Source organism: Paenibacillus ferrarius, assembly GCF_002027705.1.
GTDB classification, from domain to species: domain Bacteria; phylum Bacillota; class Bacilli; order Paenibacillales; family NBRC-103111; genus Paenibacillus_E; species Paenibacillus_E ferrarius.
The window spans coordinates 12,890-35,715 of record NZ_MBTG01000073.1 but is presented as its reverse complement, the minus strand read 5'-3'; the positions used below and the strand labels follow the sequence as shown (position 1 = coordinate 35,715).

General features: G+C 45.1%; 17 protein-coding genes. 1 reads left to right on the top strand and 16 read right to left on the bottom strand.

The window, feature by feature from the left end:
- Window positions 1-38 precede the first annotated feature (38 nt).
- The 7 genes from bglS to BC351_RS40325 form a co-directional block, all read right to left on the bottom strand.
- Entirely contained in the window at window positions 39-752 is a 714-nt protein-coding gene (gene bglS / locus BC351_RS40355) for a beta-glucanase (RefSeq protein WP_079421335.1), read from the bottom strand.
- Between the two features lie 162 nt (window positions 753-914).
- Window positions 915-1,754 (bottom strand): formylglycine-generating enzyme family protein, encoded by an 840-nt coding sequence (locus BC351_RS40350; RefSeq protein WP_079421334.1) that lies wholly within the window; start codon window positions 1,752-1,754, stop codon window positions 915-917.
- A gap of 188 nt (window positions 1,755-1,942) precedes the next feature.
- On the bottom strand, window positions 1,943-2,581 hold the full coding sequence (locus tag BC351_RS40345; RefSeq protein WP_079421333.1) for a glycoside hydrolase family 11 protein: 639 nt from the start codon (window positions 2,579-2,581) through the stop codon (window positions 1,943-1,945).
- Between the two features lie 196 nt (window positions 2,582-2,777).
- The gene (locus BC351_RS40340; protein ID WP_079421332.1) at window positions 2,778-3,848 is read right to left on the bottom strand and encodes an alpha/beta hydrolase; all 1,071 of its coding nucleotides are present in this window, start codon (window positions 3,846-3,848) and stop codon (window positions 2,778-2,780) included.
- A gap of 41 nt (window positions 3,849-3,889) precedes the next feature.
- Window positions 3,890-7,723 carry an endo-1,4-beta-xylanase gene (locus tag BC351_RS40335; protein ID WP_158082395.1) on the bottom strand — a complete coding sequence of 1,278 codons (3,834 nt, stop codon included), beginning with the start codon at window positions 7,721-7,723 and terminating at the stop codon, window positions 3,890-3,892.
- A 151-nt stretch (window positions 7,724-7,874) separates the two neighbouring features.
- On the bottom strand, window positions 7,875-8,852 hold the full coding sequence (locus BC351_RS40330; RefSeq protein WP_079421330.1) for a glycoside hydrolase family 43 protein: 978 nt from the start codon (window positions 8,850-8,852) through the stop codon (window positions 7,875-7,877).
- 335 nt (window positions 8,853-9,187) lie between these two features.
- Complete coding sequence (locus BC351_RS40325; RefSeq protein ID WP_079421329.1) at window positions 9,188-9,544, bottom strand: VOC family protein; 357 nt, start codon at window positions 9,542-9,544, stop codon at window positions 9,188-9,190.
- 185 nt (window positions 9,545-9,729) lie between these two features.
- Between BC351_RS40325 and BC351_RS40320 the strand changes: the two genes are divergently transcribed.
- A complete protein-coding gene (locus tag BC351_RS40320) occupies window positions 9,730-11,340 on the top strand; it encodes a xylulokinase (protein ID WP_079421328.1) in 1,611 nt (536 codons plus the stop codon).
- A gap of 15 nt (window positions 11,341-11,355) precedes the next feature.
- Here the strand turns inward: BC351_RS40320 and BC351_RS40315 are convergent, their stop codons facing one another.
- The 9 genes from BC351_RS40315 to BC351_RS40275 all read right to left on the bottom strand — a co-directional run bounded on the left by BC351_RS40315 (window position 11,356) and on the right by BC351_RS40275 (window position 22,767).
- Window positions 11,356-11,730 (bottom strand): GyrI-like domain-containing protein, encoded by a 375-nt coding sequence (locus tag BC351_RS40315; protein ID WP_079421327.1) that lies wholly within the window; start codon window positions 11,728-11,730, stop codon window positions 11,356-11,358.
- 175 nt (window positions 11,731-11,905) lie between these two features.
- Window positions 11,906-12,898: an endo-1,4-beta-xylanase gene (locus BC351_RS40310; RefSeq protein WP_079421326.1), complete on the bottom strand. Its 993-nt coding sequence runs from the start codon at window positions 12,896-12,898 to the stop codon at window positions 11,906-11,908.
- Window positions 12,899-13,013: 115 nt separating this feature from the next.
- Window positions 13,014-14,519, bottom strand: coding sequence for a response regulator transcription factor (locus tag BC351_RS40305; RefSeq protein ID WP_079421325.1), 1,506 nt, complete (start codon window positions 14,517-14,519; stop codon window positions 13,014-13,016).
- Complete coding sequence (locus tag BC351_RS40300) at window positions 14,512-16,335, bottom strand: sensor histidine kinase (RefSeq protein ID WP_079421324.1); 1,824 nt, start codon at window positions 16,333-16,335, stop codon at window positions 14,512-14,514. Before BC351_RS40300 ends, BC351_RS40305 begins: the two co-directional genes overlap by 8 nt.
- A 25-nt stretch (window positions 16,336-16,360) precedes the next feature.
- Window positions 16,361-17,875, bottom strand: a complete 1,515-nt coding sequence (locus BC351_RS40295; RefSeq protein ID WP_079421323.1) for a response regulator transcription factor — start codon at window positions 17,873-17,875, stop codon at window positions 16,361-16,363.
- A gap of 126 nt (window positions 17,876-18,001) precedes the next feature.
- Window positions 18,002-18,904: a carbohydrate ABC transporter permease gene (locus BC351_RS40290; protein WP_144028711.1), complete on the bottom strand. Its 903-nt coding sequence runs from the start codon at window positions 18,902-18,904 to the stop codon at window positions 18,002-18,004.
- A 22-nt stretch (window positions 18,905-18,926) separates the two neighbouring features.
- Window positions 18,927-19,901: an ABC transporter permease gene (locus BC351_RS40285; protein WP_079421321.1), complete on the bottom strand. Its 975-nt coding sequence runs from the start codon at window positions 19,899-19,901 to the stop codon at window positions 18,927-18,929.
- A gap of 72 nt (window positions 19,902-19,973) precedes the next feature.
- On the bottom strand, window positions 19,974-21,656 hold the full coding sequence (locus BC351_RS40280) for a type 2 periplasmic-binding domain-containing protein (RefSeq protein WP_079421320.1): 1,683 nt from the start codon (window positions 21,654-21,656) through the stop codon (window positions 19,974-19,976).
- Between the two features lie 271 nt (window positions 21,657-21,927).
- Window positions 21,928-22,767: a helix-turn-helix domain-containing protein gene (locus tag BC351_RS40275; RefSeq protein ID WP_079421319.1), complete on the bottom strand. Its 840-nt coding sequence runs from the start codon at window positions 22,765-22,767 to the stop codon at window positions 21,928-21,930.
- Window positions 22,768-22,826: the final 59 nt, after the last annotated feature.

Here is a 22,826-nt window from a genome sequence, read left to right as displayed (position 1 = left end):
CTGCCGTGATGGATGGCTTTTTCAGTATTAAGTCATTATTAATTACTCGTATACTTTACCCAATCGTAGTAAGCAGATAGAGGATTTTTACCGTCATAAGTCCCGAGCCAGGAATCCACTCCCGTGCCATTCCATATATTCATCATGATCTTGCCCGGTGTCTTTGGAATGTTGGAGGTGGCTGTATGCTTCAAAACGCCATCCACATACCATTTAATAGAGCCTGCCTGCCAATTGAATGCGTACGAATGAAATCCTTGAGAAGCATCGAAGCCGAGGTCAACGACCTTCTCATGGCCGCCCACACCATTCGTGTAGTAATTAAACTGCACTTTCGTTGTATCCTTGCCAAGGAATTCGATGTCGATCTCATCCCACTGGGTACCATCACTCGGACCGGTATAAGTGAAGAATGAGGAGACAATACCCACATTCTTAGCAGGCTTCATGTTGACCTCATATTTACCATAGCCGTATTTGTTCGTGGAACGGTATTCGCCACAGTCGAATTTGTTGTAAGATGGACTGGTGATCTTTAGTTCCAATTGTCCGCCGCTGGTGAAATTGGCATTATTTTCTCTCCATGTACAATTAAACATGGAACCGTTAGAGTAATTATTCGCTTTTTCCCAAGTGCTTAGATTGTGATAAGTGAGCGGATCCCAGAACTCCCACGCTGCTGATGCGGACGTTATCAGACTAAGCGATAAAATCACTCCGATAAGGGCAAGCATCCATTTCTTCTTCTTCATAAACCTACCTCCAGCTTTATAGTATGTTTGTTTGTTACGTCTCTATGTTATCAGGGTATGACCAGTCTCATTCTTCTTAGCGAAATTGTAGCGGAAGAAATCTATCTGCTCCCAATCGTTTGATTCTCGCTTCAAGTCATGCTTGGCATGCCTTGTTCCCGATTACTCGCCGCGACACACACGAAAACCTTGATCGGGGCCAACGCCATTTGCCTCGAACTTGCCTCGGAAAGATAACTGGCTGTTGCTGACGTCACCGATCCAACCGCCGCCCTTCACAACCCGGTAAGACCCGCTATTACTATCCAAGTCTCCATACCAGTTCCAGCTCCATTCCCTTACATTACCTGACATATCGTAAAGTCCTAACTCGTTGGGTTTCTTGTCACCGATAGATTTTGTTTTATTATGGTTATTTTCTATCGCAGGCCAGTTCCAATCACCTGATAAGTATTTATCTCCAGCGTTTTTCCAATACCATGCTACTTCATCTGCATTATTGCTTCCGCTGTACGTGTAACTCTTGCTCACTTGACCTCCACCTGCAGCATATTCCCACTCCGCTTCTGTCGGCAATCGGTAACCATTAGCTTCCGCATTGATCGTCACTGTCCATTTTATATTATCGTTATCACTCTTATTATTCGGGTCTATATTATTCTTATCTATGTTGTAATACGGTTTTAAGCCCTCTTTTATACTTCTTTTAACACAGTACTCAACAACGTCATACCAGCTTACCATTTCTACCGGCAAATTATCGCCTTTGAATTCCGAGGGATTACTTCCCATTACCTGAGTCCACTCTTTTTGAGTTACCTCATATTTGCCGATATAAAAATTCGATATTTTTACACTTTTTCCGTAGTAGTTGGACTTTGTGTTCATAAAAGTCCCGCCTTTGACTAGTACAAAGTTATTATTCTTTTCAGGTTTTTCTTGCGAACAAGCGCTGACAGCAACCATCATTCCCATTAAAAAGAAAGGTAATAGCTTTCTCATAGATTATCTCCTTTAAACGGATAGGAAAAAGGGATCGGTTCCCTCGCGCCCCTTCACTTTTCTGAAAGGTATATAAGACCGCCGGCTGTTAGGCCGGCCGGCCTTAGCAGTATCAGTGATTGAAAAACTTTCTCAATATTCTAGAAACGCTCAGGCACCCGTCAGTTGCCCTGCTTGCAGGTGAGTTGTTACCACACCGTTACGTTAGAGCTCCCACTACTTTGATATCCCTCTGTCGCTAATACCTGGTAAGCCCAACTACTCCCCAGATTCATTCCTTTGCTCTGCCATGCGTTAACGTGGTTGCTAAAAGTGATAGCGACGTTGCTGCCGGTCGCTCTCTTCGACTGTCGGACACTCCAGAACTGGGTGAAAGTTTGTGTACCATCAATGGAAGGTGCGTTAGTTCGCGTAGTCGTATATATGTCATAAGTGCCCCCATCACTGGTCACAGTGCCTTTATACGTTCCAGTAGGTCTATATGTCCCCCAGCTATCAACGACGTAATATTCTATGAGTGAGTTTCTCGTCCACCCATAGAGAGTCAAATACCCATTGCCGGATGGTGCCCAGACGCCAGCATTGTAGTTTATTGTCCTAGTTGCTGATCCGATATTCCAGCCTTTACCGACAACGAAATTCCCTGAATTTGACCAGTTGACGCTGTAATTACCATCAGATCCATTCACAGCATTTACAGTTCCGCCGCCATCTGTCCAATTTTGCCAGTAATCTGTCGCTGCACTTGCGGTTATTGCAAACATGCTGGTACAACCTACTGTAGCTGCAAGAACTAACGTTAAGAACTTCTTTTTAAACTTTGACATAGTCTACCTCCTAGAATATTTTGTCACAACGTACCTCCATACTACTTGAGTATTACCCTTTGTAAATTACCTCCTCTCTAAGTAAATTATAGAACGTAAGCGCATACATAACCATTTAACAAATTAAAGAATAACCCCCCTTATTTTTAACTTACTTACAAACGAAGAATCTGTACGTGTTGCTCTGCAATACTCATTACAGTGTTTTCATCACAACATGGGACCTTACATGATCATCACAATTTCTGAATATCAATCGACTAAAATTGTAAGCACCGTTATTCCAAACATGGAAATCATGATGACCATCCTTAATCAGAATTTGATAAAAATAATTAAGATGATTCTCCGATTGGTTGATAAGCCCATCTATCGATTCTATACAGCTGCCAATTGCTACTCTGTCCGCATCGCCGCAGGTGGTATATAGCAAATGAAGATTATGAACGCAAGACGCAAGACTGACTCCAAGCGTTTTGCCATCACTCGACGTAGGAGCGTTTGAAAAAGCTCCGACATAAGCGAACAAATCTATCATACCTGGTGCGAGCACAGTCTTATCCAACCCATTGTTCCAAGGACTCTCCGTGCGAGTGATTCGCGTCGAATCATGCCGGTAACCGCCGAGGATCAGATTCAGGGCTTGCATTCCCCCCATAGAGAGCCCAGCGATTGCTCTGCGCGTACGGTTATATATGATGCCCTCTTGTGATGTTTCCGTTATATCTGCTGCGGTTTGGTAATTCGATTCTATGAATGGAATCAGATCGTATCTCAGCTCATAATCAAAATAATAGAATCCTAGCATATTGGTTCCTTCAGGATTGAAGGAAGTATCTGTCCAGTCATACGCGCTTCTTCCGTTGGGAAATACGACAATCAACGGATCGATATCACCGTTTGCTATGAGATTGTCAATTAGATTGCAAATGATAAATTGTCCTTCTGCTTTACCGTTGCTGCTTAACCATTCAGATTGATCTCCGCCTACGCCATGAAGCAAATACAATACATTGTATCTGACAGAATTGTCGTTTGGGTCATAAGCGGCAGGCAAGTAGACGTTGCATTTCTTCAATATAGCATCTCCCGCAACGGTTTCTCTTCCTGCTTCACTGCTATCGATGATCCGATTTGTTACAAGCTGCCGAGTCAAATGAATATAGTTGCTTACCTTATAGGAAACCTCTTGAATCGTACCTTGAAGCCCCTCATTAGCTGACCTAAAATATTCGGCAGGCACTGCCGTCACATTCATGCTGCTCATGGCTCATTAGTCCCCCTTAAGATATATATACTTGTTCCCAGTTAACCCCATCCCAAAATCCTAATAATACTAACCACCGCTTCTGCGCGGGTGCAAAAAGCCTTCGGCTTCAGCGTACCGTCTTCATAGCCGTTCAGCACACCCTTGGCAGTCAAAGCCGTAAGTGGTCCTTGGGACCACGTGGAGATGTCACTCCTGTCCTTATAATCCAGACTGCCGCTGGCCGCAGCCAGGTGGGCTGCACGTGCAAGGATTACGGCCATTTGTTCCCGGGTGATGTTGTCATCCGGGCCGAAAGTTCCGTCCTCATAGCCGACTACAATCCCCAGTGCGGATGCTATTTCAATAGCATCCTTTGCCCAGTGGCTACCGGTATCGGAGAACCCAGCTCCGCCTGTTGCCTTCAGGTGAAAAGCTTTGACGATCATGGCTACGAACTCGGATCTTGTTAGGGTTGAATCAGGCTGGAATGTGCCGTCCGGGTAGCCGTCGATCACTCCTGCTTTTACAAGTTCTTGGATCCCTGCTTCGGCCCAGTGTCCTTGAATATCGATCAAGGCCGGAACCCGATCAATGGTCGCTCCATTCTGTTCCACTTTGCCGCCCTTGTGCTCCTCACCTTTCATGGACTCCTCCGGTGTAGAGGCCGGGGGCGTGTCGTTCTGAGGGGGTGCAGGCTTTGGCTGAAGCGTCAGAACACCGAATCTCGAGGTGTTCTGATAGGATTGACCTGTCGGGTCATTCCAAGAAAAGACGCTGTCCCGGCTTCCACTGTCCTGAGCATTGTTGACTTGGAGGTCGAATCCGATCATGGTTCCTGGAGTAGGAGTGATCGAATCCAGTGAGATTGCTGCTTCCACGACGTAGCCTCCGTCAATTCTTTTGGTGGCTGATGTATAGTTGTTTTGTGATGCATGGCCGCCGACAGTCTTTACGTTCTTGAAGTTGATTCGGTATTGGCCATCGTCATCTTGGTAGTTCTCCGATTTTCCGTTGTTCTGGTCAACGAAAATTTCCACTGAATCCTGCTCCCATGCGTTGACGTTAGCATCGTTCAATACGCTGTCGTACACAACAGCATAGACATAAAGGTTATGCTCATCCCACATCGTACGGAATTGCGCTTTAGCGATTGCATTGTTATGTTGCTCTATCATTACATCGGTCGTATTAACCGGAGCGTCTGCCCACATGCTGTCCATTTCGCCGTCGATAGCAGGGGTGCCATAAAAAGATTTTGCCGTTTTGGTAGCATCGATATAAGTCAAGACCCCGTAACCGAGGCTATCGTTGCCCTGGACGTTCCGAGGATCGCTCCAGGAAACGATAGTACCGTTGCTGCCATGCTCCGTACCGTCATTAATCCCCATGTCGGTCACTCTTACATCAAACTTGACTTGCTTGCCTAAGGTACCGGCCAACGGGATAGATGCTTGCAGCACATAACCGTCAGAACCTTCCGTAATTTGAGCATCATTTCGTGCGAACGTATATTTCTTGATTCCATTGTCATCCACGAAGAGCTCGATTTTATCCGTTGTGGTTTTGGTAATGTCTTTGACCGCTACGCGGGCATAGAGATTATGTTCATCCCACAAGGTTTTCACCTGAGCCTGCAGTGTACCTGACTGTTGAGTCTTTATGGTCTGAATGGTATTCCAAACCGAGTCCGAGGCATTCACAGGTGTGCCTTGAGCTGTAAGTGCTGTTCGAGCAGTTATAGGAAGATGGGTAGGCGACAGCGTCTTTACTGCCTCAATCATTCCCCAATAAGCATATTTGGCTTGATACTGCACATCGAACGGAAGAGGAGCATCTTTACGGGTTATATTATTGATGTTGTCGAGCCAAGTATGATCGTCTGCAATCCCCCATATCGTAACATTGCTGATCCATCCGTCAGGATTATAAGCCGGAGTGTTCGTATTAGCTTTTTTCCCCTCATTGTCCAGCCTCACCAGCTCTTGGAACAATTGCTTGTAACGGTAGCCTTGTTTCACAAGCATGGAGTCATCAAAGCTGGTGGAATTGTCCGTATATACTGAAACGTCAAGCTCCGTTATCTGATTGTCAAATCCGGCTTCTCCGAATTTCCGGATGGATTCGGAAATTTGATCGATAGAGGGACCGCCAATGCTAATGTGCGTTTGGTGGCCCACGCCGTCAATCGGAACTCCTTCGCCTTTCAGCTTCGTCACCAGATTAAACAAGTAATCGCGTTTGACCGGATCCTGCGTACTGTAATCGTTGATATACAGTTTTGCGTTCGGCAGCTCTTGACGAGCAACTCTGAAGGCTGTCCGGATGAAGTCCAAGCCAGTCAACCTATACCACTCGCTCTTCCGCATGCCGTCTGGCTGCCCAGGGTCAATGACTTCGTTTACGACGTCGATGGCATCGATCGGCACGGCTATAGCACCGAAGTGACGCGCCACGGTTTGGATATAAGTCGTCAGACGGTCAAGCACCAACTGTTTATTCTCCGCCGTAGCTGCAAGCGGCTGACCCTGGGCATCCTTAAACATCCATTCCGCAGCCTGCGAATGCCAAGCAAGGGTATGCAGCCGGAAATTCATAGTGTGAGCCTTGGCATATTGTGCGATTTTGTCTGCTTCCGCCCAGTTCCATTGCCCTTCTGCCGGTTCCAGAGAGCCTGGCTTTGTGGCGTTCTCGGCGACGATGGAGCTATAGTGATAATCCAGAAGGTTGTGAACATCGGAAGAAAGCTGATCTCCCGTTATGGCAGCACCAATTTTGAAGTTGTCCGCATAGATGTCCTTCAAAGGATCAATGTCCGTTTGAATCGGCTTCGGTCCGGATACTTGACCCGAATAGGACAATTCGAAATCGTCCAAATAAAAAGATCTTGCATCGCTATACGGGTTGGCTACTTCTACGTATGCATTCAAAACAGTCGGAGTGCTTGTTAATGTAAATGTGCCGGTCAACTTTACCCAAGCGTCGGATGTTACCGTCACGTTGGACGAAACATTGGCATAAGAACTGTCACCGCTCTGTACAGAGAGTCGCAATATAGTGGGAGACTGCCCCGAAGCCATTTTTACCCATGCGGACAAATTGTACTTGTAACCCTTGGACATCTTACCAAGGACGTTCAACAAAGGTCCGTCATATTGCTCTGATACCGTGGTCAGCAAGCTCTTGGTGCCGCCTGTGGTGTGATTGTCAGCCGTCGATATATCGATATTGCCGGAGCCGTTTCGGCGTACCCAATTTCCTTGCCCTTCCTCAAAGGAGGATTGAATTCCAGTTGGGTCAACAACTCCCGAATCCGTTGCTGCAGCTGGCGTGACGTCCGTTAACTTCACTTCATCGATATAAAGGTCCTCTGTAGTGGTGGAAGCTGGATCCGACTCCACCCATATTTTGAACGCCTTCGTATCGCCCGGAAGCTCGTATCCCTTCCGTTCAAAGGTGGTCCAATCGGTGGAGCTAACCGATTTATTCTCCACCAACCAAGGATATTTGTTGCTTAGCGAGTCGGCTTCGACATTGGAAGCAATATGGAAACTATCAGTTCCTGCTCCGACTTTAAGCTTCAGTGATAAATCGTACGTATGGCCGGCTTGCGTATACGAAGTCAAATCCAGAAACGGGCTGCTGTTCCTCGCAGCACGGTTCGTCATTGCCAAAGATTTGGAGCCTTCGGAGGCTGTTGCCGATGTTACGGCAATCGTTCCGTCCCCCATCCAGGATACCTTAACCCAACCGCCAGTTTGGTCGTCTTCAAAACTTTGGGACAAAACAATCGTATTACTAGCAGCAGCAGATGCCATCAAAGGTACTAGCAGATGGGGAGCGATCATCCCGAACAGCAGAACGATGACCATCCATACATTAAAATTTTGTCTCACAAGCATCCTCCTCATTTTGCAATCGCTTACAAATTTATTCCAATCTCATTCATTCTACAACTTAGATAGTACGTTGTCGGCTCCCCAATTGCAGGCGGAGAACAAGATGTCCCGCCCGCAGTTTTTAAGAGCCAAGGCCAAATTTTTCTCGTTAATAAGGATTGATCGTCCGAATCGTTCCATCTTCGTTATAGTGTAACTCCGTATATTTGACGCAGCGCTTGTGGTTAACGCCTTCGGATAAAGAACTGTCGTGGTAAAATAAGTACCATTTGTCTTCGAACTGGACAATGGAGTGATGCGTTGTCCAGCCCATAACCGGAGTTAAGATCGTGCCCTTGAAGGTATACGGTCCCAACGGATTCCGGCTGACGGCGTATACTAATTTATGGGTGGTGCCCGTGGAGTAGGACAAGTAGTACCATCCGTTATATTTGTGTACCCACGGTCCTTCAAAATAGCGCCTATCCTCGTCTCCAGCGAGAATGGGGCTGCCGTTTTCGTCAACAATCGAAATTTCTAGAGGAGCGGTTTGAAATGACAGCATGTCCTCGCTCAGCAGAGCGACCCGAGGACCAATCGCAGGCGCCTCCGCCGCAGGTCCCACCGCTTCCGGCTCGAAAGTACTGGTCTGCCATTTTTCCAATTGCCCGCCCCAAAGACCGCCGAAATAAATGTAAGCCCGATTGTCGTCATCAACAAGCACGGCTGGATCGATACTGAAGCTTTCCTCGATATAAGACGGTTGAGGAAGAAAAGGACCAGCCGGCGAAGTGCTTGTCGCCACACCGATTCGAAAAATCCCATCATGATCCCGGGCAGGAAAGTACAAGAAATAGGTTCCGGCCTTAAAAGCAGCATCAGGAGCCCAGAGTTGTTTGGAAGCCCAGGGAATATCTTTTAGATGAAGGACCTGGCCATGGTCGATAACGGGGGACTCGAAGCCATCCATGGATAGAACATGATAATCTTCCATTGCATATTGATCCCCATTGTCATTATCGGGGCCGTCATGATCAAGATCGTGTGACGGGTAGATGTAAATTTTCCCCTCAAATACGTGTGCCGAAGGATCAGCAGTAAAGATATGGGTGACAAGCGGGTGATGAGGTTTCGGTAAATTGTGCATACATGTGCTCCTCTATTTTATTTTTTTGGTTGTTCATTTTGTCTTGTTACTTTATTATGAGACCTTGTATGCGATTACAAAATAAATAGATTAAAGATCTATCCCCCCTTTAATAAAGATGCGTGATAACGTTTTAGAACAACTTGCCTAAAATAGCACCTTAATCTTGCGTGCGTTCACATTTCCCGACAAGTAGGACCATGGGGAAAGAAAGCAGACGAATGAATGCATTCGACCTGCCCTTTCCTTTTCGTATGCAATTAACCGCTGATTTTATCAAGTATATTACTCACGACATGCAGTATTTATGTCATTTGCTGCAACAACCATTGGCTCTAGCATTTGCAAATCATCAACATATTTCCATCTGGATCTTTAAAATTGAACCAATGCCCATTCTCTATATCGGTAACAAGTTCAACTTTACGGTCTTTCATGAATTGGTAAGCCATATGTATATCATCAGTGTTAAAATGGACGATAGGAGTTCTAAAGTATGAATCCCCATGGTGAATTTTGCTGTCTAAAACAAGGTTTAATCCATTATTATCCAAAGGTATACAACAAAGATGTCCCGCAATAATATCAAACATAGGCTCCAGTCCAAGAATAGAACAATACCATTCCCTTGCCTCACTAATATTACTTACTGGAATAAAAATGGCTCCTACTTTACTTAAAATAATACTCACATTTTTCACACTCCTTAATAATCTTCAGATTAGAAATATTGTACCATGATATGGTAAAATACAGGAGTTGATACATATACATTAACTTAGTTCATTTAATTGACAAACTAAGTTACGAGTGCTATCATCACACCATGATAACCAAAACTTATACTCGTACATTTTAAAGGAGGAGTATAGCCATCATGGATCAAACTATTAAACATGCGATAATCAGGGGAGAAACCTCGCTTGGCATCGAATTTGGATCCACACGAATCAAGGCTGTACTGATTGATTACAATTTTGAAACAATCAGTTCCAGCAGCTATGAGTGGGAAAATCAATTGATCGACGGTTATTGGACCTACGATCTCAATGAAGTGATTAACGGGTTGCAAGAAACCTATCACCAATTACAGCAAGAGATTGAGAATAATTATGGCATAACATTGCAAAAAATCGGATCAATCGGATGTTCTGCCATGATGCAGGGCTATATTGCACTTGATCAAGCAGGGGAGCTGTTGGTTCCGTTCCGTACATGGCGCAATGCCACAACGGGTACTGCTGCATCGGAGCTAACCGAGAAATTCCAATTTAAAATTCCTCAACGCTGGAGCATAGCACATTTGTATCAAGCGATTTTAAACGATGAAGAGCATGTCACTAACATAGGTTATATTACAACCTTGTCGGGTTACATTCATTGGCTGTTGAGCGGCAGCAAAGCTCTTGGGATGGGGGATGCCTCCGGTATGTTCCCAATCGATAAATCTACTCAGCAATATAGTGAAGATATGATCAATCAGTTTGCCGAACTAATTGCCGATAAAGACTACCCGTGGAATCTTAAAGATATTTTACCTAATGTGTATACCGCTGGTGAACATGCTGGATATCTCAATGAAGCTGGTGCCCGACTATTAGATCCATCAGGCAGCCTGCAAGCAGGTATTCCACTATGCCCTCCAGAAGGCGATGCCGGAACAGGAATGGTCGCTACGAATAGTGTCAAAAAGGGTACCGGCAACATTTCCGTAGGTACGTCGATTTTTGCCATGATTGTACTGGATAAAGATATATCCGTGTACCCTGAGATTGACATCGTGACTACACCTGATGGCAGCCCTGTCGGCATGGTTCTTGCTAATAACTGCTCCAGTGATATTAATGCATGGGTAGGCTTGTTCCGCGAATGTTATGAAGCAATGGGGCTGAAACCCGATATGAACCAGTTATTCAGCGTCCTGTTCAACAAAGCGCTGGAAGCAGACGCTGATGGCGGCGGCTTGCTGAGCTACGGCTACTATTCAGGTGAGAACATTACCGGGCTTTCAAAAGGTCGTCCGCTGTTCGTTCGTTCTCCAGAAAGCCGCTTCAATCTGGCTAACTTTATGAGAGTACATCTGTTTACCGCGTTTGCTGCACTAAGGCTCGGGATGGATATTTTGACACAGAAGGAGCAGGTGACGATTAACCGTATTTTGGCGCATGGCGGATTGTTCAAAACGCCGCTAGTCGGTCAAAAAATGTGTGCCGCAGCACTGAATGTTCCTGTTTCGGTCATATCTACGGCTGGTGAGGGCGGCGCATGGGGGATGGCAATTTTGGCATCCTATATGGTTAATAAGGAGCAGGACGAGGGCTTGGCAGATTTCCTTACCACTAAAGTGTTCAATGATGCAGAAGGACAAGAGGTTTATCCTGACAGCGCAGATGTGGATGGCTTTGCCTTGTTTATGGAGCGTTACACGGAAGGGCTGGCAATTGAGCAGGCAGCGGTAGATCATTTTGTAGAAAATTGGAAGAAATGATACCCAAGTATCTACTTATTGCACAGGTAACCAAATTTCCATCTCATATTCAGCAGTTTCTTCTTTTCCAAACATATTAGATTTTACGATTTCAATTTCAGGCATTCCTACTTTTATTTTATAACCTCCCCTGTCAAATACCTTCCATAGCTCCCCATAAGTATATGGAATTTCATTAGAAGGACCAAAATGTTTGAATACAACATATTTTTGTTTGGGAAAGGTATGTAAAGTCATTCCTTTTTCAACTGTGTCGTAATCGACAGCCTCTATCTCAATTCCACAGGTATAAAAGTAATGGTTACTTCTTGGGGGGAGGCACACTCCTACAATTTTATCTGCATTGTTTTCAGAAATAAACTTATACGCTTTCTCCCATAATCCTGGAATTGTTTCTCTTGACTATTTTTGCTCTCCCCGTTATTAGAGGGAGGATCTGCACACGAAGCAACGTAAAAAAGGCCCGCAATCAGCGAAGCCTCCTGAGTTATACAGGATGAACAACCTTAAAATAACCCTTTATAAATCCTCCACAGCGACCTTCTCAATTGCCAACTCAGTTTGTTTATCCGATTACGCGCCAGAATGCTTTTTTAGGCTGTAATTCCCCATCGAATAGGAACGGCCAGTTCTTTCTGCCGCGAACTGGGAAGTTGTCCAACCAAGTATAGTTGTCAGCCGCTCCCCAGAAAGTTACCGACGTAATGACTTCTCGATATTCCTTAAATAGCCTGAAGATATCCTCGTACCGCTGCACCTGCAGGTCCACCATCTGCTCAGTGGGTACCAACAGATCGGTCCGCTTGTCCTCAAATTGAAACATGGAAAGATCTAGCTCAGTGATGTGAAGCTCCAGATCGAGGGATGCGTAAAGCTCGATCGCTTGCCGTATTTCATCCAAGGAAGGACCATAGATATTCCAATGTCCCTGCATGCCGATCCCGTGGATAGGAACCCCCTTCTCCTTCAATGAACGGACGAGATTATAAATCTTATCTCGTTTGACTGGCTCTGTCTCGTTGTAGTCGTTATAGAATAGAAGCGCATTCGGATCGGCTTCATGTGCTGCCTCGAAGGCATGGCGGATATAATCCTCCCCGAGAATATCCAGCCATTTGGTACTTCGCATCACCAAGTCCGCCTTGTCTTCGATTGCTTCATTAACCACGTCCCACGCATAAACCTTGCCCTTATAACGACTGGCAACCGTACGGATATGCTCCTGCATCCGCAACAGAACCAATTCTTTGTCGGCAGGACCGCCAGAAGGGCCTTCAAACACCCAATCGGAGGTTTGATTATGCCAGACCATCGTATGCCCCCGAACGGCAATTCCGTTCTGCAAGGCGAAATCCATTATTTCATCCGCCGCCTCAAACGTATATCGCTCTTCCTCTGGATGGATCTCCTCGAACTTCATCTGGTTCTCCGCGGTAATGCTGTTGTAATGAAGAGCGATGAAGTCCCCCTCGGATCGGATGGTCTTCGTGCTAACAGCAGCCCCGATTCTGAATATCCCATTATAAGCCTCGTGCAAGTTCGGTACCTTGTTGTTCATAGATATTGGCAAACCTCCTCATCATCCCCTGTTTAAACAGGCCTTCTATGTTATATGATATAGAATCTGAATGCACTTACCATTCACAGATTAAAGATCTCTCCCCCATATTCTGTTAGGTTTTGCATAATTGTCTATACACGGCTGGCTTGTCGGATACACGTTTCTCAAACTCTTTGAGGAAATGATGATAGTTAGCATATCCAATCTGCTCCGAGATCACGCGAATCGTTGCATCCGATTCACACAGCATTCGCTTCGCCTCATGAATGCGCAGGTCATGAATATACTCAATCATGCCTACGCCGCACCGCTTCATGAACGCTTGGCCTAAGTAAACCGGGTTCATGAAGAACCTTTCTCCGATCTCTTTAATTGTTAACGTTTCCCGATAATGTTCTTGAATATAACGCTCAATGACCCGAAGGGGATGGCCCGAGAATTTGTCTTTATGCTGCTTCAACTGGCTCAAATAATGCTGCATATAAACCTGCAGGGATTCTTCTACTTCTCTTAAGCACCGATGCTCCTTTCTCAAAAAATCGCGAATACGAGGCAGCTCTTCTGAATCGATGCCCATCTCCCGCATGACGGCTGCGCTCTTCAGAATAATGCGGATGACCAACAAATGGACGACCTCCCGAGCCGTTTTATTATCAGATATCCTCACAAACATTTGTTTAATCAGCTCCCCAACTCGTTTCTCCTGAAGCGCCTCAATCGCAATGTGAATGTCGTCTACGATAGAAACCGCATTGAGATCGTAGTTGATGTGCTTGTGATGGATCGTTTCGTAATCGAGGGGACCACCGGATACATGAAAGAAATGATGCACCGAAGTCTCTAAAGAACCTGCATACGAATCTGCAATATGACGAAGGGAGTCCACCCGCGGACCTATCGACAAGCAGCATTCGATACCTTGCTCGCGCAGGTCTTCGTATACTTGTTGAGCCCATTTCTCGATCTCGGGGAAAGACTCCATGACAAGGCCGTCCTGACTCCCAAACAAGTCAATTGCATAAGCTTTCCGCGAAAGGAAGTAACGGGCATCCAGCTCCTGTTCTGGGCTATCAAGCCATTCGACATGAATATACCTCCAGCCTTGATCTCCTTGTGCCAAGGGATCTAGTATCTCCCCCACGTTCCCGTCTGCTGCCGAAATTTCCCCCCGAAGCATCTGAGCAAGCAAAGTCGGTACAAGACGATTAGCAACAAGGTTATTTCGCACCTTTTGCTCTTCTCTGTGCTGCAGCTCCTGAATAACTAGTTGAATGACAGCATCCCATTCTCTATCTAAAGCCGGTTTAAGCAAATAATGCTTAACCCCATACCTCAGGGCAGATCGAGCATATTCGAAATCGTTGTACCCGCTTAGAATAATGAATACCGGATCACTGCCTGCCTTTTGCACCCTTTCAATCAATTCTAATCCGTCAATCACCGGCATCCGAATATCTGTTACCACGAGATCGGGCTTGCACTCTTCAATACGGGCCAATGCTTCTTCGCCATTCTCGCACATTCCCACAACTTCAAAACCAAGCTCTTCCCACTCGACCATAAGCTTTATTCCTTCCAAGGCGAAAGGCTCGTCATCAGCAAAAATAACCTTATACATGTCCACGGGCCTCCTCCTGGATCTTGATTAAACTCAGAGGGATTTGTATGGTAACGCTTGTCTTCTCGAAGGGGATACTTTCAATATGGAACAAAGAACGTTCTGCGTAAAACAGATTTAAGCGGCGGTACACATTGCGAAGTCCAATGTTCTTGCCGTTGTCTTCTCCCTTAAATAGACTCTGAACAATCTCATCCAGCTTCGCACTGTTCATACCGATTCCATTATCTTCGACCTTCATGAGCAAGTTCATTCCTGCTTTCTGTACAGATATTCGAATCCTGCGATTCCCTTTAACTGATTGAAGCCCATGCTTGCAGGAGTTCTCAACGAGCGATTGAATACTCATCTTCGGGATTCGATACGACAGAACAGATTCGTCAATGGACAATTCATAATGAAACCGATCTTGGAATCGGAACTTCTCGATTTGGAGGTACATTTCGGTAAAGCTTAACTCTTCTTCTACAGTTACCAGGTCCTCTTTCCAGCTTAGCAGCCTTCTCAGAATTTGGGACAAGTTTTGTATGATTTCCGTCACATGCTCATAGCGATATTTCTTACAGACGACGAGAATCGCGTTTAACGTATTGAACAGGAAATGAGGGTCTACCTGGCTTTGCAAATAGTTCAACTCTGCCTGTACACGTTCCAGCTCCAAATCTTTTTTTTGAAATTCGAGCTTGTAAACGTCGTTAATTAAATCACGGATTTTCTCCGTCATCAGATTAAAGCTGCGAAGAAGATTGCCGATCTCATCTTTCCCTTCATACATCGTGATGGGCTCAAACCGCTCGTTTTTCACCAATTGCATATGTTTGGAGAGCTTTCTGACCCGGAAATTAAAGGAATGCATAATGATATAAATCAATATCGTCGGAATAATCGTAGAGATGAGAGTCAACCATGTGAAAAAATGGATAATTCCTTTTCTCCCCTCCGCCATTTGGCTTCCCTCTGGAATCCCGACTAGCCGCCAGTTAAGCACGTAACTGGCCGTTCCGAGAGGACGGACGAAGCTCTTCACTGGTAAGCCTACTAGCTGATTATCGCCAGATACAGGCAGGGTCTGCAGCAAAGGTTCTACGCCTTTATATGTACCTGCTGATTCCAGAACAAGCCGATTTTCCTCATCTATCAGCTTAATTAGCAAATACTTGTGTTCTTTATCAAACAGCTCCAGCAGCTTATCCATCCGAATATCGATGCGTAAATATTTGGGAAACTTCATGAGGTCAGGGAAATTGTCCAGCTTCCGAATGATGCTGACATACACCATTTTCTCCTCGGGATTCATGGGATTCGTATCCAAATACGAGGTCACTGTCACCTTATCTTTGTTTACATTCATCTTTTGATACCATTCACTCTGCAGATCACTGGACTTAAGCATAAAGTAACTTCCACCATTGGATAGCGTTGGGTTAGAGGTATAGACGCCAATCCAAGAGATGTAGGGATAAATATTAGGATACTGTCCCAATTTATCTCGGAGGTAACTATCGTATTCTTCGTAATAAGCGGCATTATCCGAGTACTTATATTCAAGCATTTCATTAAAGACGCGGTCAGCGGATACGGCGTTGCCGATCACTACACCTTCGTTCACCATTTGCATGATTTCATTGCCGACTCGATCCAAGGAAATTCGCAAGTTGTCCATCACTCTACGTTCCGTATTCCTGCTATCCTGCAAGTAAAATAGACTGTTTATAGACAAAATGGGAAGCAGCACACACATCAAGTAAATGATCAAAAACTTGAATTTCAGCGGAATATCATTAACTATACGTAACAGATTCCATCTCCGGCGCATATTCGTTCTCCTTGTCAGTCGTAGATTAGCCCTTTTTGTAGGCAGAGGGTAACAGGCCGGTAAGCGCCTTGAACTTGGTTACGAACTGTTCGGAATCCGAGTAGCCGACACGAACGGCGACATCAGATATTTTCAGTTCTTCACGACGAAGTAATTTTTTGGCCTCGTCAATTCGTACGACATGTAAGTATTCATTGAATGTGAGGCTGACTTGTTTCTTGAACCTCTGGCCAAAGTAAGCCGGATTCAGCCGAAAATGTTCTGCAACATGCTGGAGTTGCAGCTTTTCGCTGTAATGCGATTTGACGTAGTCTTCCGCAGCAGATATGACAGGATCTTGCCCTATGCCTTTCTTCTGGCCAATCCACTCTGCAGCTTGCAGGAATTCCCGCATGACCTTGCGTTCCAAGAGACCCAGATCTGTTGGCACATATGAAGCAAACCAATTCGGCGCCAACACATCTTCACCTCCAGATTGGGTAACAACCTTAAGAATTTCAAGCTTAATGTTGCCTAAATAAGCGCTCACCCAAGATCCGGAGACGGACTGCCTCGAAAGAGTGATAAATAGGTGGTGCACGTGGGCTCGTACCGTTTCTGGGCACCCACTCCCGACGGCAGCTAGGATGGATTCCGTCATTCCAACAAAGGCAGGCAGCTCCGCTGACCACTCTCCTTGATAGAAGTAAACCCCTTCAGTTCCAGAAGGGAACTTGCACATTTCGGCCAAAAGTCCCTCACGGAATGCTTCTTTTAACGCATGCGGTCCCTTGTGTTCGCCGCTTACTGAAAACGAGAGCGAACTGCCCCAGTTATTTCGGACACTAGCAACTAACTCTATCATTATTGCGGGAGCAAGATCAGGCTCCTCTGGCCCCGAGACCAGCAAGAAACCCTGTCGTTCTTTGCCAACGCCAAATGGAAACAATGTCGCTTGAGGAAGCTTGATCATATCCTCAATAACCTGCTTCAGATTCAATTGGACCTGAGCCTGGACGTCAGGTTCAAGTAAGATGCAGCGAATGCTGGAACTTTCATGAAGATTCAACAAGGCGTTCGCCTGATCCATCCATTTCTGCCCGATTTCTCCCTGCATCAGTTTTGAAATCGTTTCCAATCGTAAGCGATCCAAGGCAGCACTTTCGTACTGATTGTGAGTTTCACGCGCCTGAATCGTATTTGCGACCGCTTCCACTGCAGCAACAAGCTCCCCTTCATTTAAAGGTTTCATCAAATAATTAGCCACACCATGACGCATAGCTCTTTTGGCGTATTCGAAATCTGCGTATCCACTCAAGATAATAAATTTCGCCTCAGGGTGTAGAGTGGCAGCTAGTTCAATCAGTTTCAATCCATCTATGACAGGCATTCGTACATCCGTCAGCACCAAATGAGGCCGTGTCGACGCCATCATGGCTAATGCGTCTTCGCCATCCAACGCTTCCCCGCACACTTCAAAGCCTAACTTATGCCAATCAATCATTAACCGCAGTCCCTCTAGCATGTAGGGCTCGTCATCAGCAAACATGACCCTTAACATGGGAAACACCTCATTTCAGGGAGTCGATATGGCTATTATAAAGGATATGATGCGTTTAAATAAAGCAAAAACCGTCCCAGCTCCGAGCTGAAACGGAAAATGATTATCATCATGGTTCATTCCTTCTTACTCTTTGACACTTCCAAGGTTCATGCCGACGATAAAATACCTTTGCAGGAAAGGATAAACGAATAGAATAGGAACCGCTGCCACAATCGTAATCGCAGCACGTATAGAAGAAGGCGTAACCATGGCCTTCGTTTGATTTGTGTTTGCCCCTGCCATCAGACCGGGATCGTTGTTGCTGCTCATCGTTGATCCAAGCAGCTTCATCATTTCGTACTGAAGTGTACTCAGCTTCAAATCAGACGAAGCATACAAGAACGTATCGAACCAGGTATTCCAAGATCCAACCGCAATAAACAAGGAAATGGTCGCTAGTACTGGCGTACACAATGGGAAGATAATCCTCAAAAATATGGTGAAATCACCGGCTCCGTCCATTTTCGCAGACTCAACCAAGCCTGATGGAAGCGTTCGAATATACGTCCGAATGACAATGAGATTAAATGCATTCACCATTCCTGGGAGCACATACACCCAGAAGTTATTCAAAAGTCCCAGGCTCTTGATCAGAAAATAGTTAGGAATTAATCCTGCATTAAAATACATCGTCAACACAAAAATTAAACCAATTATTTTGCGGAAAATATATTGGGGCTGCGCCAGTGTGTAGGCTAGCATGGTTGTAAGAAATACACCTAATACGGTAGTTGTGATAGTACGAGCCACAGATATCCATGCCGCATGGTAGATCGTACCTGAAAGGAAAATTGCCTTATAATTTTGCAGCGACCATGAACGTGGCCATATGTAGATGCCTCCACGAAGCGCATCATTGCCCTCATTGAATGAAATGGTTAATGTGTGAAGGAAAGGATAAAGTGTCACTATCGAAAGAACGAGCATGAAGATGCCGTTAATCGTATGGAACAGAATCGGCTCCATCCGAATTCTGCGCGCAGTCATTGTTCCCATCGTCTTCTCTCCTTTATATCAACCGCTCTTCACCAAGGCGCTTGGCGGTAGAATTTGCAATCAGAATAAGGACTATGCTTACAACTGTTTTGAAAATACCTGCCGCAGTTGCCAGCGAATAGTTGCCCAAAGCAATACCGTATTTTAGAACGAAAATATCAATGGTTTGCGACCAGTCGACGATCAATCCATTGCCGAGCAGATACTGAATTTCAAAGCCTGCATCCAGAATATGTCCGATGTTCATGATTAATAGAATGATAAATGTCGATTTGATTCCAGGCAGCGTGACGTACAGGATCTTCTGATAACGGTTTGCACCGTCGATCCCAGCAGACTCATACAGCGACGGATCAATCGAGGTGATAGCTGCAAGGTAAATGATGGTGTTCCATCCCACCTCTTTCCATACATTAGACAAGCCCACAATCCCCCAAAAATATTTACCTTGACTCAGCCACATCACAGGTTCGTTAATGAGGTGCAGCTTCATCAACAACTGATTGATGATACCATCGTCAACTGATAGCGAAGTCGCTACAATACCCGCAGCAATGATCCATGACAGAAAATGAGGCAGATAAGAAATCGTTTGGATGGACCGTTTCCAAAAACGAACTTTAATTTCATTTAGTAAAAGAGCTAAAATAATGGCTGTTGCAAAGCCAAGAACTAAATTGATCATACTCATGGCAAGCGTGTTGCGAAGCACTGTCAAGAACGTATCATCTTGAACCAGAAATTTAAACTGCTTCAGCCCTACCCACTGCTGTTGGGAAAATTTCAAAGCCGGACGATAATTTTGGAACGCCATCAACCAACCCCAAATCGGTACATAATTAAAGATCAGAATATAAATCATGATGGGAAACGACATCAGAATTAATTGCTTTTGATTTTTGATCGTCTTCCAACTTAAACCGACGCCGATTTCCGGATCAATTTTTTGCTTTTTCTTTGTTTTTTTGGACAGTGTGGTCTCGGCCATCGACATTCCCTCCTAGGAAGTAAAGCGGAGAAGACCCTGAGTCTCCCCCACTCTACTGCATGTTCTATCCCTTTATTTACTGCTCCAATTCTGAATACGCCAGTTAAGTTGATCATTGATACGATCTTCATAGGCCTTGATGTTGGTTTTGGAAATCTGATCGACATATTCCTTCCATACACCTTCAAAGTCATCTGGCTTGGCCAAAATAGCTTTTGGTAAATATTTCACCGAAAGATCGTTCAGCTTCGTTTGGGCCACTTTGGCCGGCGAACCATCAATCAGATCAATGCTCCAGGCTGGATAGTATATTGGATTATCCGCAGGCATTTTGAAGAACTCTGCCCATGTCTTATGGTTGTATGCCTTCAGCACTTCCTGATCCTGCGGCTTCAAGCTGTCGAAGAATTCCTGTGGCTGTGTTCCCGGATCTGTCGCATTTCCGTCACTATACGTCCCTTGCATCTTAGGCAGGTTCCCCAAGAATGCTTCCGCTTTATTCGCTAGCTTCCATGTATTATCGTCTGCTTTCGAGCGCTGTTCAGGCGTACGGTAGAACTTACCATCCTTCACCTCATAATCCTCGCCTTGAGTACCCCATTGGAGTATCTTCTGCCAGTCTTCGGTCATTAGCGCATCAAGGAATTTGATGATTTGAACCGGATCCTTGGCTTTCGTCGAAATCCCGTATCCGCGGTTGATGTTCACAACTGGACGGTCACGGTAGTACTCTTTGGCGCCTGGATATACGAGCGGGAACCCGACATATGTACTGCCGAATTTACCCTGTGATTTCAAAGAATTTTCTCCATCGCCAAAGTTCCAGTGCTGATCGAACATCCCAATGACTCGGCCACTGGCAATTTTAGCTAAGTACTGATCGTAGTTCTGTACCAGAGCTTCCCTATCCATCAAGCCTTGCGCATTGATCTCATTCAGCTTCTTGTAATATGTCTTGGCAATATCCTTATCTGCAAAAATTTGCGCTTTCCCGTTTTCGACGATAACACCACCGTCATTTGGGTGACCGGCCAAATGCTCTGGCGGATTAAGCAACGGGAAGTTTCTCCAGTCGAAGTTCAACGTCTCGAAACCGATCATATCTGGATGTTTCGCTTTGTATTTCGCAATGATATCGAAATAATCGTCCAATGTTTTAGGAGTTGGATAACCCATTTCCTTCAGGACATCCTTTTGCAGGTAAAAGCCCGGTCCTTCATACCCAGTTTCATTAAATTGACCACTAAAAACGCCGTAAGCTGGCAGAACATAAAGGTGACCGCTTGCAGGGTCCTTGGCCTGATTCAACACGGAGGCATAGTGCTTCTTCAGATTCGGCGCATACTTGTCAATTAAGTCCTCGAGGGGAATAAAAGCACCGGCCGCAATTAACTTATCATCCCCGGTCATGATATCCGAATAATCACCGCCGGCAATCATAACGCCCAGCTTCTGCTGCAGGTCACCGACCAGAAACTCCATTTTTAGACTAACGCCTGTTTTATCTTTAATCATCTTGTAGATCTTGTTGTCAGGAGTCGGCTGTTGATAAGGGCTACCAATGAACATAGATAATGTAACTGGCTTGATCGCATCGGTTTTCGTTGCTGCCGGACTTGTCTGACTACCGCTAGGTGAAGCAGAGCTATTCACAGCAGCACCATCCTTCGAGTCGCTGCAGGCTGATAGTGTCAGGCCTAGTGCCAGAATGGGTACCATTGTTGCTAAGACAGGTCGTTTTATTTGCTTAACCATTTTTCTAATCCTCCCTTATTGTCTCCAAGATGATACATGTTTGTATAGGTTAATCATTTGTTTGCTTACACTATTTATTATACGCATCAAGAATACGCTTACAATTCACATAATAAAGATATTACCCCTACGAATTACAGTCACTTAACCACTACCTCAGCTGTCTTCAGGTAATAAGATAAATGCTAATTAGTGCTTGCCTACACCTAGAGAATTTCGAAAAAATCACCGGTAGCCCCTGAAATAAAGCTTGCCAGCCAGCTGCCGAATGTCACTTAAAAAATAACAACCGATTGGCGTATGCATTGCGGTAATCGGTTGGTGTAAGGCCTGTGATTTTCTTAAAGCTATGCGTAAATTGTTGACTTTCCGAGTAACCCAAGTGGTGAGATATTTCCTTTATACTTTGATTCGTATCCACCAATAGCGTTTTTGCGGCATCCATCTTCTCTTGCAACATAAATTGCTTAATGGAGATTCCCGCAATTTCTGAGAACAAAAAGGATAAATGCTTGGCATTATAGCCGAAATGCTCAGCTAGCTGGTTCACTTTCATATTCTCATTCCGGTTCCACTTAATATAATCCACGATGTCGTTATACAGCTGCTGCTTGCGATTCTTCCCAGATTGGTGGGCAAGAAACAACTGATTAACCAATTCACATAGAATACTTGTCGTCAAATAATTGTTCAACGTTTGTTCCCTATAGCTGCGGATGGAATCCTGAAGCTGCTTCATCATCACAATCAGCTTATCGGGATTTCGAAGTGTCCCCTTTTCGGGAATCGTTAATACGGAGGGCTCGTACACCGAGTCGCTATGTAACGTCTCATAGCCTTCTTGAACATTAAAATGAAGCCAGTAGAAGCTGCAGTCCGACTCTTGATAACCGTATTGCACGGCTTGTGGCGGCATGAGCAGGAAGTCTCCTTCATTCAGGACATACCGTTCCTTGTCCATCTCGATATACAACGTGCCACTGGTTTGAATAAAAAGTTCGAATTCCGATAATACACGGTACATATGCTTCCACTCTGGAGAGGGAGCAACGAATTTGCCGGTCATAACGAGAGATACGGGTGTATCAACACGGAAGCTGTAGCAGGTCATAAGCCTTCATCCTTTCTCACTATTCATCTTAGAATAAAATAGGCAGAAGTTAAAGAATG